13 protein-coding genes and 1 tRNA gene are annotated in these 15,923 nt (G+C 72.5%); 5 read left to right on the top strand and 9 right to left on the bottom strand.

What is annotated here, in order from left to right; genetic code table 11:
• Window positions 1-16: 16 nt before the first annotated feature.
• Window positions 17-727, bottom strand: a complete 711-nt coding sequence (locus ACQP04_RS16805) for a hypothetical protein (RefSeq protein WP_433507967.1) — start codon at window positions 725-727, stop codon at window positions 17-19.
• Window positions 728-906: 179 nt separating this feature from the next.
• A complete protein-coding gene (rpsA, locus tag ACQP04_RS16800) occupies window positions 907-2,376 on the bottom strand; it encodes a 30S ribosomal protein S1 (RefSeq protein ID WP_433507966.1) in 1,470 nt (489 codons plus the stop codon).
• Between the two features lie 322 nt (window positions 2,377-2,698).
• Between rpsA and ACQP04_RS16795 the strand changes: the two genes are divergently transcribed.
• The 3 genes from ACQP04_RS16795 (at window position 2,699) to ACQP04_RS16785 (ending at window position 5,099) form a co-directional block, all read left to right on the top strand.
• Entirely contained in the window at window positions 2,699-3,517 is an 819-nt protein-coding gene (locus tag ACQP04_RS16795; protein WP_433507965.1) for a class I SAM-dependent methyltransferase, read from the top strand.
• Window positions 3,514-4,593 carry a DNA glycosylase AlkZ-like family protein gene (locus tag ACQP04_RS16790; RefSeq protein ID WP_433507964.1) on the top strand — a complete coding sequence of 360 codons (1,080 nt, stop codon included), beginning with the start codon at window positions 3,514-3,516 and terminating at the stop codon, window positions 4,591-4,593. Before ACQP04_RS16795 ends, ACQP04_RS16790 begins: the two co-directional genes overlap by 4 nt.
• Window positions 4,594-4,673: 80 nt before the next feature.
• Window positions 4,674-5,099 carry a hotdog fold thioesterase gene (locus ACQP04_RS16785; protein ID WP_433507963.1) on the top strand — a complete coding sequence of 142 codons (426 nt, stop codon included), beginning with the start codon at window positions 4,674-4,676 and terminating at the stop codon, window positions 5,097-5,099.
• A gap of 67 nt (window positions 5,100-5,166) precedes the next feature.
• On the opposite strand, the gene ACQP04_RS16780 is transcribed toward ACQP04_RS16785, so the two are convergent.
• The 6 genes from ACQP04_RS16780 to ACQP04_RS16755 all read right to left on the bottom strand — a co-directional run bounded on the left by ACQP04_RS16780 (window position 5,167) and on the right by ACQP04_RS16755 (window position 11,980).
• Complete coding sequence (locus tag ACQP04_RS16780; RefSeq protein WP_433507962.1) at window positions 5,167-5,889, bottom strand: ABC transporter ATP-binding protein; 723 nt, start codon at window positions 5,887-5,889, stop codon at window positions 5,167-5,169.
• Window positions 5,889-6,875 carry an ABC transporter ATP-binding protein gene (locus ACQP04_RS16775; RefSeq protein WP_433507961.1) on the bottom strand — a complete coding sequence of 329 codons (987 nt, stop codon included), beginning with the start codon at window positions 6,873-6,875 and terminating at the stop codon, window positions 5,889-5,891. The genes ACQP04_RS16780 and ACQP04_RS16775 overlap by 1 nt, the downstream gene beginning before the upstream one ends.
• A complete protein-coding gene (locus ACQP04_RS16770; RefSeq protein ID WP_433507960.1) occupies window positions 6,872-8,653 on the bottom strand; it encodes a branched-chain amino acid ABC transporter permease in 1,782 nt (593 codons plus the stop codon). The genes ACQP04_RS16775 and ACQP04_RS16770 overlap by 4 nt, the downstream gene beginning before the upstream one ends.
• Window positions 8,650-9,576, bottom strand: coding sequence for a branched-chain amino acid ABC transporter permease (locus tag ACQP04_RS16765; protein WP_433507959.1), 927 nt, complete (start codon window positions 9,574-9,576; stop codon window positions 8,650-8,652). The genes ACQP04_RS16770 and ACQP04_RS16765 overlap by 4 nt, the downstream gene beginning before the upstream one ends.
• A gap of 101 nt (window positions 9,577-9,677) precedes the next feature.
• Window positions 9,678-10,910 (bottom strand): branched-chain amino acid ABC transporter substrate-binding protein, encoded by a 1,233-nt coding sequence (locus ACQP04_RS16760; RefSeq protein ID WP_433507958.1) that lies wholly within the window; start codon window positions 10,908-10,910, stop codon window positions 9,678-9,680.
• 440 nt (window positions 10,911-11,350) lie between these two features.
• A complete protein-coding gene (locus ACQP04_RS16755) occupies window positions 11,351-11,980 on the bottom strand; it encodes an ANTAR domain-containing response regulator (protein WP_433507957.1) in 630 nt (209 codons plus the stop codon).
• Between the two features lie 139 nt (window positions 11,981-12,119).
• Between ACQP04_RS16755 and ACQP04_RS16750 the strand changes: the two genes are divergently transcribed.
• Both ACQP04_RS16750 and ACQP04_RS16745 read left to right on the top strand, forming a co-directional pair.
• Window positions 12,120-12,196, top strand: a tRNA-Leu gene (locus ACQP04_RS16750).
• Window positions 12,197-12,627: 431 nt separating this feature from the next.
• Window positions 12,628-14,703 carry a DEAD/DEAH box helicase gene (locus ACQP04_RS16745; protein WP_433507956.1) on the top strand — a complete coding sequence of 692 codons (2,076 nt, stop codon included), beginning with the start codon at window positions 12,628-12,630 and terminating at the stop codon, window positions 14,701-14,703.
• Window positions 14,704-14,730: 27 nt separating this feature from the next.
• On the opposite strand, the gene ACQP04_RS16740 is transcribed toward ACQP04_RS16745, so the two are convergent.
• Window positions 14,731-15,825 (bottom strand): class I SAM-dependent methyltransferase, encoded by a 1,095-nt coding sequence (locus tag ACQP04_RS16740; protein ID WP_433507955.1) that lies wholly within the window; start codon window positions 15,823-15,825, stop codon window positions 14,731-14,733.
• Window positions 15,826-15,923: the final 98 nt, after the last annotated feature.

Raw genomic sequence — 15,923 nt, 5'->3', positions numbered from 1 at the left:
CGTACCTGCGGGTGGATCACCCGGCGGCGGCCACCGGCGGCACCGCCTTCGGGGGCGTGGTGGTCGAGGGCGCGCTCGCGGGCGCGGGCGGCGCGCTCGTCTCCGGCGGGGCCGGCTGGGTCGCACCGTCCTTGGGCAGCACCCGCAGCGCCAGGTCGACGAGCCGGTCGACGGGGGCGCCCGGGGCCCGCGCGGCCGCCGGGAGCACGAAGGTCAGGGTGTCCACGCCGTAGACCACGGCGAGCACCGTCTCGGTCCCCCGCTCGACCGCGACCGCGGGCGCGGCCCCGATCGACAGGTCGCGGGACTGCCCGTCCGACCGCTCCGCGTTGGTGTTGAGCTGCCACTGCCGCTTGGCCGCCGCGGCGTCGCCGTACCGGCCGATGTTGATGTCCAGCAGCGTGTTCCCGCCACCCTGGCCGCTCGCGGAGTAGCGGCAGCCGATCCGCTCGGTGCGGCCGACCGACGGCTCCGGGACGCCGCGGATGGTGCGCAGCGCGGTGGACCCGATGGGGCGGGCGAAAAGGGCGCCGAGATCGTCCGCGCCGAGCAGGGAGGCGCAGTCATCCGGAAGGGCGATCTTCGTGGGGCCGGCGCCGGACCCGGCGGCCGCCGACTCGGTGAAGGTCGGCACGGGCAGCGACTCCTCGCCGGTCGCCGTCGAACAGGCGGTCAGCACGCCCAGCCCGACGGCCAGCATCGCCACCACACGCCCCCCGACACGCATGGATCAACCGTAGATCCCCCTGCATGATCGACACACGTGGCGCGCCAGGGTCGTCACGGAACGCAGCCCGATCGTGATCCGCGCGACACCCGGTGGAGTACCCCCGGACGCCGAACGGCCCCGGTCCGCGAAGGACCGGGGCCGTTCGGTCGACCGAGCGTCAGGCGCTCAGGCCGGGATCACGCACCGCCGGAGAGCTTCTCCCGCAGGGCCGCGAGCTGCTCGTCGCTGGCCAGCGACCCGCCGCTCTCCGCCTCCTGCGAGGCGCCGCCGCCGGACGAGTAGTTGGCGGCGCCGGTGTCGGCACCCGCCTCCTCCTCGGCCTCGGCGGCCTTGCGGATCTGCGTCATGTGCTGCTCGTAGCGCTCGTGCGCCTCGGCGTACTGCTTCTCCCAGGCCGCGCGGGCCTCGTCGTAGCCTTCCTTCCACTCGCCGGTGTCGACGTCGAAGCCCTCGGGGTAGATGTAGTTCCCCTGGTCGTCGTACTCCGCCGCCATGCCGTAGCGGGTGGGGTCGAACTCGGTGTCGATCGTCATGCCCTCGTTGGCCTGCTTCAGCGAGAGCGAGATGCGGCGCCGGTCGAGGTCGATGTCGATAACCTTGACCATCGCGTCGTCGCCCACCTGGACGACCTGCTCCGGGATCTCCACGTGGCGCTCGGCCAGCTCGGAGATGTGGACCAGGCCCTCGATGCCCTCCTCGACGCGCACGAACGCACCGAACGGGACGAGCTTGGTGACCTTGCCCGGGACGATCTGGCCGATCGCGTGGGTCCGGGCGTAGAGGCGCCACGGGTCCTCCTGCGTCGCCTTCAGCGACAGCGAGACCCGCTCGCGGTCCAGGTCGACGTCGAGGACCTCGACCGTGACCTCCTGGCCCACCTCGACGACCTCGGACGGGTGGTCGATGTGCTTCCAGGACAGCTCGGACACGTGCACCAGGCCGTCGACGCCGCCGAGGTCGACGAACGCACCGAAGTTGACCACCGAGGAGACGACGCCCTTGCGCACCTGGCCGCGGGCCAGCTGGTTGAGGAACTCGCTGCGGACCTCGGACTGGGTCTGCTCCAGCCAGGCGCGGCGGGACAGGACCACGTTGTTGCGGTTCTTGTCCAGCTCGATGATCTTGGCCTCGATCTTGCGGCCGACGTACGGCTGCAGGTCGCGCACGCGGCGCATCTCGACCAGCGAGGCCGGCAGGAAGCCGCGGAGCCCGATGTCCAGGATCAGGCCGCCCTTGACGACCTCGATGACGGTGCCCTCGACGGGCTCGTCCGCCTCCTTCAGGGCCTCGATCGTGCCCCAGGCGCGCTCGTACTGGGCGCGCTTCTTGGAGAGGATCAGGCGACCCTCCTTGTCCTCCTTCTGGAGGACGAGGGCCTCGACGAACTCGCCGACCTCGACGACCTCGGCGGGGTCGACGTCGTGCTTGATCGACAGCTCCCGCGAGGGGATGACGCCCTCGGTCTTGTAGCCGATGTCGAGCAGGACCTCGTCACGGTCGACCTTGACGATGGTGCCCTCGACGATGTCGCCATCGTTGAAGTACTTGATCGTCTGGTCGATGGCGGCGAGGAAGTCCTCCTCCGACCCGATGTCGTTGACGGCGACCTGCGGCGTGGTCGGGGCGGCGGTGGTGTCGGTGGACATGTAGTGGGGTGCTCCGGTGGATGTCTTCGGTTGTGGCCGCGTCACGGGCGGCCGGTCGGTGGATGTAGCCGTGACTGGATGGTGCGTGTAACAGTCACCTTCGATCGTCGATTCCCCGCGGGTGACCGAGCGCCGCGAGCCCCTCGTGCACCAGCTCGAGTCGGCCCCGCGCACGTTGACCACGGGTACGGCTCATGCTACGCGGCACCCGATCAGCGGGGCAATGCGGGTCCCCGGTGCGGAACTGGGACGATCCGGGGCGTGAGCTGCACGTGTCGGGTGGATCGATCATGAACGCGCGGACGCCCCGCCGGGACCGGCGATGAGCGCCGAGGAGGTGCTCGGGACGGCCGGGATCGCCCGCCGGACGGTGGGTGCCGCGGAGTCCGAACGGGCCAGCCGCGCCTGGTGGGACGCCGACGCCGCCGACTACCTCGCCGAGCACGGCCCGGACATCGGCGACGCCGAGTTCGTGTGGTGCCCCGAGGGCGTGCACGAGGCCGAGGCCGGGCTGCTCGGGCAGGTCGCCGGGCGTCGCGTGCTGGAGGTCGGGTGCGGCTCGGCCCCGTGTTCGCGCTGGCTGCGGGCGCAGGGGGCCCGGCCCGTCGCGCTGGACCTGTCCCGCGGCATGCTGCAGGCCGCCGCCGACCTCAACGCCCGGACCGGGATCGACGTCCCGCTGGTCCAGGCCGGCGCCGAGCACCTGCCGTTCGCCGACGGGTCCTTCGACCTCGCCTGCTCGGCCTTCGGCGCGGTGCCGTTCGTGGCCGAGCCGGTGCAGGTGATGCGCGAGGTGCACCGCGTGCTGCGCCCTGGCGGCCGCTGGGTGTTCGCGGTCAACCACCCCATGCGCTGGATGTTCTCCGACGACCCGGGCCCGGGCGGGCTGACCGTCACCCAGTCGTACTTCGACCGGACCCCCTACCTGGAGGTCGACGGCGAGGGCCGGGCGACCTACGTCGAGCACCACCGGACGCTGGGCGACCGGGTGCGGGACGTCGTCGCGGCCGGCCTGGTGCTCGACGACCTCGTCGAGCCGGAGTGGCCCGACGGCTTCGACCGGGTGTGGGGCCAGTGGTCGCCGCTGCGGGGCGAGCTGTTCCCGGGCACGGCGATCTTCGTGACCCACCGCCCGGCATGACCCCCCTGCGGGTCACCTGGCGGCAGGTCACGCGGTGGCGGGCGGAGCGCCAGCTGCTGACCCGCGGCGAACCGGACCCGGTCGAGGTCGCGCGCCGGCTGACCGGCATCCATGCGCAGGTCGCGTCGAGCAGCGTGGCGATCGCGGCCGTCCGCGGGAGTCCCGACGGCGTCGGCGCGGCCCTGTGGTCCCGGCGCGCCCTGGTCCGGACCTGGGCGATGCGCGGGACGCTGCACCTGTTGCCGGCCGACGAGCTCGGGCTGTGGGCGGCGGCGCTCACCGACCGCGAGTCGCGGCGCCGCTTCCCGCCCTCGTGGGAGCGGGAGCACGGCGTCTCCGGCGAGACCCTGCACGCGATCACGGCCGCGATCGGGCGGGTGCTCGACGCGGTGCCGGTCACCCGCGCCGGGCTCGTCGAGCGGGTGTGCGCGGACCTCGGCCGGCCGGAGGTGGCCGGGCCGCTGGCGACGAGCTGGGGCGCGCTGCTGAAGCCGGCCGCCGCCCGCGGGCTGCTCTGCTCGGGGCCGGACGGCACCTTCGTCTCCCCCGCCGGCTGGCTCGGCCGCCCGCTCGACGGGTGGGCGGCCGACGAGGCCAACCGGGCCGTCCTGCTGCGCTTCCTGGCCGCCAACGGCCCGGCGACCCCGGCCGACGTCGCGCGGTGGTGGGGCGAACAGCCCGCGCCGGCGAAGCGGTGGATCAACGCCGCGCCGGTGGTGCCGGTCGAGATCGACGACGAGGCGGGGTTCGTGGTCCGGGCCGAGGACGCCGACGCGCTCGCCGCCGTCCCGGCCGCGGGAGACCACCCCGGCGACGGCCCGTTCCTGCTGCCCGGCTTCGACCCGTGGGTGATCGCGCCGCTCAGCCACCGCCGGCGGGCGATCCCGGAGGGGCGGGAGTCCGAGGTCAGCCGCACGGCCGGCTGGATCTCGCCGGTGCTCGTCGTCGACGGGCGGGTGGCCGGGGTGCGGGAGCGCTCCGCCGACACGATCACGGTGCGGGCGTTCACCCGGCTGCCGGCCGCTGTCCGGAAGGCCGTCGCGACGCGGGCCGGCGCCGACGTCGTCTGGGCGTGAAGGCGCAGGTCCATCGGGGTCGTGAGTGCCTACCGCCCCTCTAGGGTCAGTAGGCACTCACGGGTGGCTAGATTCGGACGGTGCCGATCGACGCCTCCCAGCTCCCCTCCCTGCACGGCCCCACGGTGGCCGGCCAGCTGAACGACCGGATGGGGATCGAGATCCTCTCCGCGTCGCTGGAGGAGGTGCGGGGGCGGATGCCGGTCGACGGCAACCGCCAGCCCTACGGCCTGCTGCACGGCGGGGCGAGCGGCGTGCTGGCGGAGACGCTCGGCTCGGTGCTCGCGGCGATGCACGCGCTCCCGGAGCGCTTCCCGGTCGGGCTCGAGCTGGCGTGCACGCACCACCGCGCGGCCACCGAGGGGTTCGTGACGGGCGTGGCCCGGCCCATCCACGTCGGCCGCAGCACCTCGACCCACGAGATCGTGCTGACCGACGAGCAGGGCCGCCGGACCTGCACCGCCAAGCTCACCTGCCTGCACCGGGACACCGAGCCGACGATCTGAGTGCACGAACGGCACTCTCGCTCATACCACGTGAGCGAAAGTGCCGTTGGTGCACCGAGCGGGAGTGTCAGGTGCCGACGTTCTCGCCGAGGTAGGCCTCCTGCACCCGCGGGTCGGCGAGGAGCTCGGCGCCCGTGCCGGACAGCGTGGTGCGGCCGAGGTCGATCACGTAGGCCTTGTCCGACAACGCCAGCGCGGCCAGCGCATTCTGCTCGACCAGGAGCACCGTGGTGCCCTCGTCCCGCAGCTCCCTGACGGTGTCGAAGATCCGCTGGGTCATGATCGGCGAGAGCCCCATGGACGGCTCGTCGAGCATGAGCAGCTTCGGCCGGGACATCAGCGCGCGGCCGATCGCGAGCATCTGCTGCTCACCGCCGGAGAACAGCCCGGCCTTGTTGGCGCGCCGCTCACCCAGCACCGGGAACAGGTCGAACACGCGCTGCATGTCCTGCGCGACGCCGGCCTCGTCCCTGCGGGTGTAGGCCCCGAGCCGCAGGTTCTCCTCGACCGACATGCGGGCGAAGAGCCGGCGGCCCTCCGGGCTGTGCGCCACGCCCCGGGAGAGGATCTCGTGCGCCGGCATCTTCTGGATCGGCGTGCCGTCGAACTCGATCGTCCCGGAGACGGGCCGGAGCAGCCCGGACAGGGTGCGCAGCGTGGTCGTCTTGCCGGCGCCGTTCGAGCCGATCAGGGAGACGATCTGGCCCTGCTCGACGTCGAAGGTCACGCCGCGGACGGCCTGGATGGCGCCGTAGGCGACCACCAGGTCGCGGACGGACAGGAACGCCATTACTCGGACTTCCCCTCTGCCGTGCCGGCCCCGTCCGCCGCACCGCCGGTCTGCAGCTGCGCCGAGACCTCCTCGGGCGGGGCGCCGAGGTAGGCCTCCACGACCCGGGGGTCGCCGCGCACCTCGTCCGGCGAGCCCTCGACCAGCAGCTCGCCCTGGACCAGCACCAGCACCCGGTCGCACAGCGTGAAGATGAACTTGGTGTCGTGCTCGATCACGACCACCGACACGCCCAGGTCCCGGATCGCGAAGATCAGCTGCCGGGTGGCCTCGGTCTCCTGCGCGTTCATGCCCGCGGTGGGCTCGTCGAGCAGCAGCACCGACGGGTCCGTGGCGAGCGCGCGGGCGATCTCGAGCCGCCGCTGGTCGCCGTAGGGCAGGTTGCGGGCGAGCTCGTCGGAGAAGCGGGTCAGCCCGACGAAGGCGAGGAGCTTCTCCGCGCGCTCGGCCGCCTCGGCCTCGCTGCGCCGGAACCGCGGCCCGTGCAGCAGCGACGAGATCGGCCCCTGCTTCATCCGCACGTGCCGCCCGACCAGCACGTTCTCCGTGGCGGTCATCGAGGGGAAGAGCCGGATGTTCTGGAACGTCCGGGCCACGCCCGCCTCCGTGACCCGCGCCGGGTCCTGCGGCATCGCCCTGCCGCGCAGCGTGACCTGGCCCGAGGTCGGCGTGTAGAGCCCGGTGAGGCAGTTGAAGAAGGTCGTCTTCCCCGCCCCGTTGGGCCCGATCAGGCCGATGATCTCGCCCTCGTGCAGCGACAGGTTCACGTCGCTGAGCGCACGCAGGCCGCCGAACTGCATCGTCACACCGGACGACACCAGGATCGGCTCCCGGGTGCCGGTGGCGATGTGCATGTCCTCGGCGAGCTCGGCGGTGACCTCCTCGGGCGGGGCCTCCACCTCCGCCACGGCCTCGGCCGCGGAGGTGCCGTCGGTGGGCGTGCCGGCCGTGGGCGTGCCGGCCGTGGCCCGGGGGTTCTCGCTCACGGCTCCACCCTCGTCGGAAGGGGCCCGGGGCCCTCCTTGGCGACGTCCTCGACGTCGGGGTCGGTCAGCTCCGCCTTGCGGTGCCGGTCCGGCACGATGCCCTGCGGCCGGAACCGCATGATGAGCACCAGGGCGAGCCCGAAGATCAGCAGCCGGTAGTCGGCGAACTCGCGCAGCTTCTCCGGGAGCACGAACAGGATCGACGCGCCGAGCACGGCGCCGGGGATCGTGCCCATGCCGCCGAGGATGACCGCGGCGAGCAGCGTGACCGACTCGAGGAACTTGAAGCTGTCGTAGGCCACGACGCTCGTCTTGTGCGCGAAGAACGCGCCGGCGAGTCCGGCCAGGGTCGCGCCGATCAGGAAGGCCAGGATCTTGATGGGACCGGTCCGGATGCCCATGGCCCGGGCGGCGTCCTCGTCCTCGCGGATCGCGATCCATGCCCGGCCGAGCCGCGAGTTCTTGAGGTGCGCGAACACCAGCATGACGGCCGCGACCAGCAGCACGATCGCGAAGTAGTACATGACGCCGGACGGCAGCCGCACACCCCCGACCATGATCGAGTCGGAGAAGCGGAAGCCCCCCAGCCCGATCGCCGGGATGTTCGGGATGGCGTTCGCACCGCCGGTGAGGCCGCCGATGTTGTTCTGCGCGCTGCGCACGAAGATCTCACCGAAGGCGAGCGTGACGATCGCGAGGTAGTCGCCGCGCACCCGCAGCGTCGGCGAGCCGACGATGGCCCCGAAGAGCCCCGCCACCACGGCCGAGATCACCATGACCAGCAGGAACGGCAGGTGGATGCCGATCTTGGAGGCGGCCGCGCCGGACAGGTTCGCCGCCACGAAGGCGCCGATGCCCAGGAACGCGACGTACCCGAGGTCGAGCAGGCCGGCGAGCCCGACCACGATGTTGAGCCCGATCGCGGTGGCGGCGTAGACGCCGATGTTCGACGCCACGGTCATCCAGTACTCCGTGCCGGCGCTGGTCAGCGGCAGCACCAGCGCCACGATCAGCAGCACGACGACGCTGAACACGCGGTGCCGCTCGGAGACCGCGGAGACCCAGCTGAGGAGGCCGGAGGCGTTGAGCGCGGCGAGCGCGGCGGCCAGGGCCGCCAGCAGCGACAGGAACACGACGCCGGCATAGGGGTTCACGACCCCGCCCTGCCCGCCGCTCGTGAGCACCGCCGCGACCAGCAGCAGCACGATCACGAACAGCACGACGAGCAGGATCCACTCCACCCACCAGGGCAGCGTCCAGGTCCACACCGGCTTGGGCTCGAGCCCGCCCGCGCTCGCGCCGAGCACGGTGACCAGTCCGCCGACCAGCGTGACGATCGAGCCGAAGGCGATCGCCCCCTCCGAGGCGGTGATCGCGCCGAGCCCGCCGCCCTCGACCGTGATCCACAGGCCGTTGATCAGGGCGATGACAGTGGCGCCGATCCCGAGCCCGCGCACGATGCGGTGGCGCGCCGGGATCCGGCGCAGGGCGGCCACCACGATCGCGGCCAGCCCCAGGATCACCAGGTGCAGCCGGAAGCCGGTGACCCCGAACGGGTCGACGAAGAAGTTGAGGCTCGCCTTCTCCGGGTAGGGCCCCTCGTTGAGCACGAACGTGACCCAGGGCAAGTAGGCGCCCACGACCGTGAGCACCCCGCCGACGATCATGAGGACCGTCGACCTCGGGGCCACGGCGTCGAGCAGCCCGGCGAGCCGGCCGGTGTGCCGCGGCCGGGCCGTGGGCGATGCCGGGGTCTCGGGGGTCGCGGTGGTGGTCATGCGCGCACCCGCTCGGACTCGCCGAAGAAGCCCTGGGGCCGGAACACCAGGACGATGATCAGCACGACGAAGATCCAGACGTAGTCGTAGGCCGTGCCGCCGGGCAGGTACTGCCCGCCCAAGGCCTTGACCAGCCCGATCACCAGGCCGCCGACCACCGCGCCGCGGATGTTGCCGATCCCGCCGAGCACGGCCGCGGTGAAGGCGAAGATGCCGTTCTGGAAGCCCATGTCGATGTTGATGTTGTTGAGGTAGCTCCCGTACAGCACGCCCGCCACGCCGGCGAGCGCGCCGCCGATGGCGAACGTCAGCACGATGACGCGGTCGGGGTCGATGCCCATCAGCCGGGCGACGTCCCGGTCCTGCGAGGTCGCCCGCATCGCCCGGCCCAGCCGGGTCTGCTCGACGAAGCGCTCCAACGCGAAGGCGAGCACCAGCGAGACGACGATCAGCAGGATGCCGGTGTACCGGATCACCACGCCGTCGCCGATCGGGATGACGACGGCGCCCTCGATGAACAGGTTCGGGAACGGGAGCGCCGCCGTGGCGCCCGGGTAGAAGACGCGGACCGCCTCCTGCAGGGCCACCGACACGCCGAGTGCGGTGATCAGCGGAGCCAGCCGTGGAGCGTTGCGGAGCGGCCGGTAGGCGAAGCGCTCCATGGCGATCGCCACCAGCATCGCCACCAGCGCTCCCACGACCAGGACGATCGGCAGGGCGAAGTACCACTGCGTGAGGATCACCGTGGGCAGCAGGTAGGTGATCGTGGCCAGGCCGCCGTACGCGCCGATCATGAAGATCTCACCGTGCGCGAAGTTGATCAGCGTGATGATCCCGTAGACCATCGTGTAGCCGAGCGCGATCAGCGCGATCAGCGAACCGAGCACCAGCCCGTTCGCGATCTGGGACAGGAACGTGGACAAACGAGGGGTCTCCTCCACCGCGTGCACGAGCGGGGACGGGTGGTGTCCCGTCCCCGCTCACGTGCGTCCTCGTCGCGTACCCCCGGGTCGGGGGACGCGCGTCAGCTGGCCGGGTAGGTGCCCGTCTCCAGCGGCTTGAACTCGCCACCCTGGACCGAGTAGACGGTCAGCACCTTGTTGGTGGTGTCGCCGTACTGGTCGAAGGAGATGGCGCCCGTCGCACCCTGGAGGTTGGTGGCCTGGACCGCCTGGATCAGACCGTCTCGGGTGGCGTCGGAGAAGGTGCCGTTGCCGACCGCCTTCGCCAGGCCCTGGATCAGGACGTTCGCGGCGTCGTAGGTCAGCGCGCCGTAGGCGCTGTACGGCTCGGAGTAGCCGGCCTGCTGATAGGCGTCGATGAAGGCCTTGGCGCTGGGCAGTTGCTCCGGCGGGGCCCCGACGTTGGTCGCCAGGTCGCCCTCGCGACCCCCGAGCGAGACGTAGGTCTTGTCGACGATGCCGTCGCCGCCCATCAGCGGGATGTTGAGGCCCGCGTCGGCCAGCTGCTTCGACAGCGGGCCGGCCACCGGGTACTCGCCGCCGTAGTAGACCGCGTCGGGGTTGGTCGGGCGGATCTTGGCGATGACGCCGGAGAAGTCCGTGTCCTTCTCGCCGACCTTCTCGCGCGCGACCACCGTGGCGCCGAGCTTCTCGGCCTCGGCGGCGAACTGCGACGCGAGGCCCGCGCCGTAGGTCTTGCCGTCGTCGATCACCGCGATGTTCTTCTTGCCGGCCTTCTGCACCATGTACTGCGCCGCGAACGGGCCCTGGATGGCGTCCGTGGTCGCGGTGCGGAAGTACGTGGCGTTCGGCCGCGACGGGGCGGTCTGGTAGTTGTCGCCCTGGGTCAGCGCCGGGTTGGTGTTGGCCGGCGAGATCTCGACGATCTTCTTGTTGGCCAGGATCGGCGCCGCCGACTGGGCGGTCGAGGAGTTCAGGGTCCCGATGACGCCGACGACGTTCGGGTCCGAGGCCAGCTTGGTGGCGGCCTGACCGGCGATCTGGGCGGTGGCCTGGTCGTCCTCGGCCTGCAGCGCGAGCCGGTACCCGGGCACCGTGCAGTTCTGGTTGGCCTGGTTGACCGCGAGGTCGGTGGAGTTCTTCATGCCGAGGCCCAGCGCCGAGAGGCTGCCGGACAGCGGGGCGATGAACCCGACGACGAGGGTCCCCTTGCTGGTGTCGCAGGAACCTCCGCCCCCGCCCGTCGCCTCTTCCCGGTTGGTGCTGCACGCGGTGAGGGCGAGGGCCCCCGCGAGCAGGGCGGCGGTCGCTGCGACCTTCCGCGTCCGACTCATGTTCTGTCCTTCCGTGCCAACCACGTCGACGGCGGTCCCCCCGAGCGCCCGCCAGGCCCCCGGACAGACGCCGGAAGCGCCGCGGACGTTAGGTCACCGGCGGGTGCGGCGTCATCCCGAGCGGCGGCAGCTTTACCAGACCGCAACCGGATATCGCGCAGCGTCACCGCAGCCTCACCCGGAGTGCCGAGTTATCAGATCGTTATCAAGCGGCAGCGCGCTGACCAGCACAGACGCTGTTAGCACGTGGTGAAGCTCGCACTTCCCGTGGGGCCATTACCGCAGGGTAACGATCAAGCGCACGGGTCGGAGAACGGCGCGAGGCCGCCCCGGCGGTCTGCCGGACGGCCTCGCGACGACGTGCGGTGCGGTGCGGGAGCGGCGCTGATGTCCGCTCCGCGAGCTCCGCTCAGAGCTGATGTTCGCTCCGCGAGCTCCGCTCAGCCCTTCGCGGGGGCGAGCCCCTCGATGACGGCCTCGGCGACCGCCTTCATCGTGGTGCGGCGGTCCATCGCGGTGCGCTGGATCCACCGGAAGGCCTCGGGCTCGGTCATGCTCTGCTTGGCCATCAGCAGGCCCTTGGCGCGGTCGACGACCTTGCGGGTCTCGAACCGGTCGTGCAGGGAGGCGACCTCGTCCTCGAGGGCGCGCTTCTCGGCGAAGCGGGACACGGCGAGCTCGATCGCGGGCACCAGCTCGTGCCGGGCGAACGGCTTGACCAGGTAGGCCATGGCGCCGGCGTCGCGCGCACGCTCGATGAGGTCGCGCTGGCTGAAGGCGGTGAGCATGACGACGGGCGCGATCTTCTCCTCGACGATCGTGGCGGCCGCCTCGATGCCGTCCTTCTTCGGCATCTTGACGTCCATGATCACGAGGTCGGGCTTGAGGTCGCGGGCCATCTCGATGGCCGCCTCACCGTCGGGGGCCTCGCCCGCGATCCGGTATCCCTCTTCCCCGAGCATCTCGGTCAGGTCGAGGCGGATCAGCGCCTCGTCCTCCACCACGAGGACGCGCCAGCCGACGGCGGGTCCGTCGTCGGTCGTCTTGTCCTCGGACACTGGCTGGCTCACGGGTGGGTTCTCCTTAGGCATGCGGGTCGAACGCAAGGACCCAGGGTAGCGGCGATAGGGTTGCGTCCAGGTTGCCCAGACCGTGTGATCCCGCGCGACGCGAGCGAGAACACAGTCGGAGCCGGAGGGCGGCCTGCCGGCCCCCGTAGCCCAATCGGCAGAGGCAGCGGACTCAAAATCCGCCCAGTGTGAGTTCGAGTCTCACCGGGGGCACCACCTGCGACCTGCGGGTCCGCAGGGCGCCGTGATCGCTCTCCGGCGCGTCGCGGCGCCGGGACCGGTCTCCGGGCGGTACTGTGGACTCCGCGGGCACCTCGCTGGGCGCCGCGCATCCGGTCACGGCCGGCCTGCGCGGTGGGTGTCGCGGAATCGTCGACCGGGAATTCCTGTTGTGCCGTGTGCGGGCTGTACGCCCCGGCGGCGGTGATCTCACGCAGACCCGGACCGGCGGCGTCCCGGAGGAGCCGTCTCGGTCTCCCCCCGCCACGCCCGCACCCGACCGCAGCACTGTGCGCGGCGCGGCCGCAGCGGCGGCCCTGCCGGGCATCTCCGAGGAGGAATGAGTGGCTCGACGAGGCAAGCCCCAGACGAGGGCTCGCCGTAGCGCCCCGCAGAACCGACGCGGCCGTGAACGCACCGAGGACGTCATGTCGGTGCTGGCGCGCTCCGTCCGCGAGGTCGAGACCGCCCTGCGGAACGGCCGGGTGACACCCGCGACGCGCACCAAGTTCCAGGCGGTCGCGCTTCTGCTGCGCCAGGAGCGCGCCCGGGTCCGGGCGGATGACAACGCCCGCGACCGGCAGCGCACCGAGAAGCTCAAGCGGCTCGACGGCATCGCGAAGGCCCTCGCCATGAGCGCCGTCCGCGAGCCCACCCTGCTGGCGCTCCTCGAGGAGGACGCCGTCGTCTCCGACGAGGCCCGTTCCCTCACCCGCACGGTCCTGCGGAAGGCGGGCATCGAGACCGCCCCCGAGGAGGAGGTCCCGGCCCCGGTCGTGGAGGCCCCCGCCGCCCCCGCCAGACCCCGTGTCGTTCCGCAGTCGGTGGTCTCGCGGCAGATGGCGAACCCGTTCCTCGCCCCCGACTTCTCCGCCACCCGGCCGGCCGCACCCCGTCCCACCCCGCTCGCGGGCTGGGAGCTGCTCGGGCCGCTGCTGCGGTCGTTCGAGCGGGCCGGCGCCGGCACCGCGGCGTGCATGGCCCTGCCGACGGCCGACTCCGCGCCGTCCACCCGGCGAGCCCCGGGCGGGAGCGACCGCGAGCTGATGCCGCACCAGGCCGGCGTGGTCGCCGCGGCCGCGGCCGGCCACCGCACCTTCCTGCTCGCCGACGAGCCGGGGCTGGGCAAGACGGCCCAGGCCCTGCTCGCCGCCGACGCCGCCGACGCCTATCCCCTGCTGGTCGTCGTGCCCAACGTCGTCAAGACGAACTGGGTGCGCGAGGCCGGCATCTGGACGCCCCGCCGCGCGGCCACCGCGATCCACGGCAACGGCGAGTCCGTCGACGGCTTCGCCGACATCGTCGTCGTCAACTACGAGGTCCTCGACCGGCACGTGGGCTGGATCGGCGACTTCGGCTTCCGCGGGATGGTCGTCGACGAGGCCCACTTCATCAAGAACAAGTCCTCCCAGCGCTCGCAGCACGTCCTGGAGATCTCCGACCGCATCCGGTCCTTCACCGCGCGGCCGCTGCTGATGGCCCTGACCGGCACCCCGCTGATCAACGACATCGAGGACTTCCTCGCCATCTGGCAGTTCCTCGGGTGGATCGACGGGACGAGGCCGCGCGCCGAGCTGATGGACGCCCTCGCCGCGACCGGCCTCACCCCCGCCGACCCGGGCTTCTACCGCGCCGCCCGCCAGGCGGTCGTGGACCGCGGCATCGTCCGCCGCCGCAAGGTCGACGTCGCCGCCGACATCCCCGCGCGGCGCATCGCCGACCTCCCCGTCGAGCTCGACGGGGCCGTCGGCCGCTCGATCCGGGCGGCCGAACGCGACCTCGCCCGGCGCCTGGTGGCGCGCTACGAGGACGCCCTGGCCACCCGCCGGTCCGGCGCGGTCGTCGAGGGCATCGACCACGATCTCGTGCGCCGGGTGGCCCGGTGGGAGCAGAAGGACGCGGCCGAGGCGTCGAGCGGCGACAACGTCTTCGGCATGATGCGCCGCATCGGCCAGGCGAAGGCGGCCCTCGCCGCGGACTACGCCGCCCAGCTCGCCCGCAGCGCGGGCAAGGTGGTGTTCTTCGCCAAGCACGTCGACGTCATGGACGCCGCGGAGGAGACCTTCACCAAGCAGGGTGTCCGGTTCTCCTCGATCCGCGGCGACCAGACGTCGGCCGTCCGGCAGCGCAACATCGACGCCTTCGTCAACGACCCGGAGGTCTCCGTCGCGGTCTGCTCGCTGACCGCGGCCGGCGTCGGCCTCAACCTGCAGGTCGCGTCGAACATCGTCCTCGCGGAGCTCTCGTGGACCGCCGCCGAGCAGACGCAGGCCATCGACCGCAGCCACCGCATCGGCCAGACGGAGCCGGTCACCGCGTGGCGCATCATCGCCGCGCAGACCATCGACGCCAGGATCGCCGAGCTGATCGACGGCAAGGCCGGCCTCGCCGCCCAGGCGCTCGACGGCTCGGACGAGGAGGTCGGGTCCTCGGCCGACGTGCAGCACGCCGCGCTCGTCGCGCTCCTGACGGAGGCCCTGACGGAGGCGCTGCCGGTGGCGTGAGGACTCCGGGAGGTCCGGCCTCCCCGATCAGCGCACCAGGCGGTAGAAGCGGAAGAAGTCGTTCTCGATGTCGAGGATCTCCAGGTCCGCGAACCCCGCCTCGCGGGCGTAGCGGCGCAGGGTGTCCGGCCGCATCACGGTGCCGGTGCCGGCGGAGTCCTCGTGGGCCATCCCGTCGGCGAGGCAGCACAGCAGGCTGTAGCCGTACATGAGCCGCTCGATCTCGTCGCCGGGCGCCGCGAACGTCTCGGCCACCCGCTCGTCCATGACCACGACGGTCCCGCCGAGCCCGCGCATCGCCTCCAGGACCGCGACGGGGTCGGGCAGGTCGTGGATGCACTCGAAGGCGAAGACCACGTCGTAGACGCCGTCGGCCGAACCGGCGTCGGCCAGGTGGAAGCGGACCCGGTCGGCCACCCCCGCCTCCCGCGCGTTGCGGCGGGCGGCCTCGACGGACGGTTCGTCGAGGTCGAAGCCGTCGACGGTCACCTCGGGGTAGGCCAGGGCGATCCCGATCGCCGACCAGCCGTGCCCGCAGCCGACGTCGGCGACCCGGGCCCCGGCCCGCAGCGTCGCGTCGATGTCGGGGACCGAGGGCAGGTACTCGCGGCCGAGGGGCCCGAGGAACAGCGGCCGGTTGGCGGCGGCCTGGCCCTCGCGGGCGTCGGTGCCGTGCTGTGCCCACGAGACGCCGCCGCCGGTGCGGAAGGCCTCGGCGAGCAGATCCGTCTGCTTGGCGCACCCCAGCGCGAGCCGGGCGAGCGGGACGACGTGGTCCAGGGACAGGACGTCGACCAGCGCGGCCCGGTGCTCGACCGGCAGCGCGTAGCGGCGGGCGGCGCCGTCGGGCTCGGCGTCGGCCGTCAGGATCCCGGTGACGGCCTGCTGCTCGCACCACTCCCGGGTGTAGCGCTCGGCGGTGCCGGTGCGTGCGGCGAGCTCGGCCGGAGTCAGGGCGGTGCCGTCCGGGCCGTCGGCGAGCGCGCGGTAGTAGCCGAGCCGGTCGCCGAGGTACACGGCGTGGACGTCCATCGTGGCGAGCACGGCGGCGAAGAGCCGTTCGGTCAGGGACTCGGCGGTCCCGGTCGGCGCTGTGGTGGCGGTCGTGTCGGTGGCGGTCATGGGTCTCCCCCTTCTCTCGCCGACGACGATGGCCGGGCCTGCTGTCGGCCTCCTGTCGGGAGGCTGTCACCGGCGGTCCGCCGGGTCGACCCCGCCGG

Origin of the sequence: Pseudonocardia halophobica (genome assembly GCF_050948485.1) — a bacterium.
In the GTDB taxonomy this organism is placed as follows: domain Bacteria; phylum Actinomycetota; class Actinomycetes; order Mycobacteriales; family Pseudonocardiaceae; genus Pseudonocardia; species Pseudonocardia halophobica.
The sequence above is the reverse complement of the archived record's forward strand: the minus strand, read 5'-3'. Positions and strand labels throughout refer to the sequence as shown.

Excerpts from the sequence above, each read along its gene's own strand:
- ACQP04_RS16805 (WP_433507967.1), bottom strand. The coding sequence starts at position 727 with ATGCGTGTCGGGGGGCGTGTGGTGGCGATGCTGGCCGTCGGGCTGGGC.
- rpsA (WP_433507966.1), bottom strand. The coding sequence starts at position 2,376 with ATGTCCACCGACACCACCGCCGCCCCGACCACGCCGCAGGTCGCCGTC.
- ACQP04_RS16795 (WP_433507965.1), top strand. The coding sequence starts at position 2,699 with ATGAGCGCCGAGGAGGTGCTCGGGACGGCCGGGATCGCCCGCCGGACG.
- ACQP04_RS16790 (WP_433507964.1), top strand. The coding sequence starts at position 3,514 with ATGACCCCCCTGCGGGTCACCTGGCGGCAGGTCACGCGGTGGCGGGCG.
- ACQP04_RS16780 (WP_433507962.1), bottom strand. The coding sequence starts at position 5,889 with ATGGCGTTCCTGTCCGTCCGCGACCTGGTGGTCGCCTACGGCGCCATC.
- ACQP04_RS16770 (WP_433507960.1), bottom strand. The coding sequence starts at position 8,653 with ATGACCACCACCGCGACCCCCGAGACCCCGGCATCGCCCACGGCCCGG.
- ACQP04_RS16760 (WP_433507958.1), bottom strand. The coding sequence starts at position 10,910 with ATGAGTCGGACGCGGAAGGTCGCAGCGACCGCCGCCCTGCTCGCGGGG.
- ACQP04_RS16745 (WP_433507956.1), top strand. The coding sequence starts at position 12,628 with ATGTCGGTGCTGGCGCGCTCCGTCCGCGAGGTCGAGACCGCCCTGCGG.
- ACQP04_RS16740 (WP_433507955.1), bottom strand. The coding sequence starts at position 15,825 with ATGACCGCCACCGACACGACCGCCACCACAGCGCCGACCGGGACCGCC.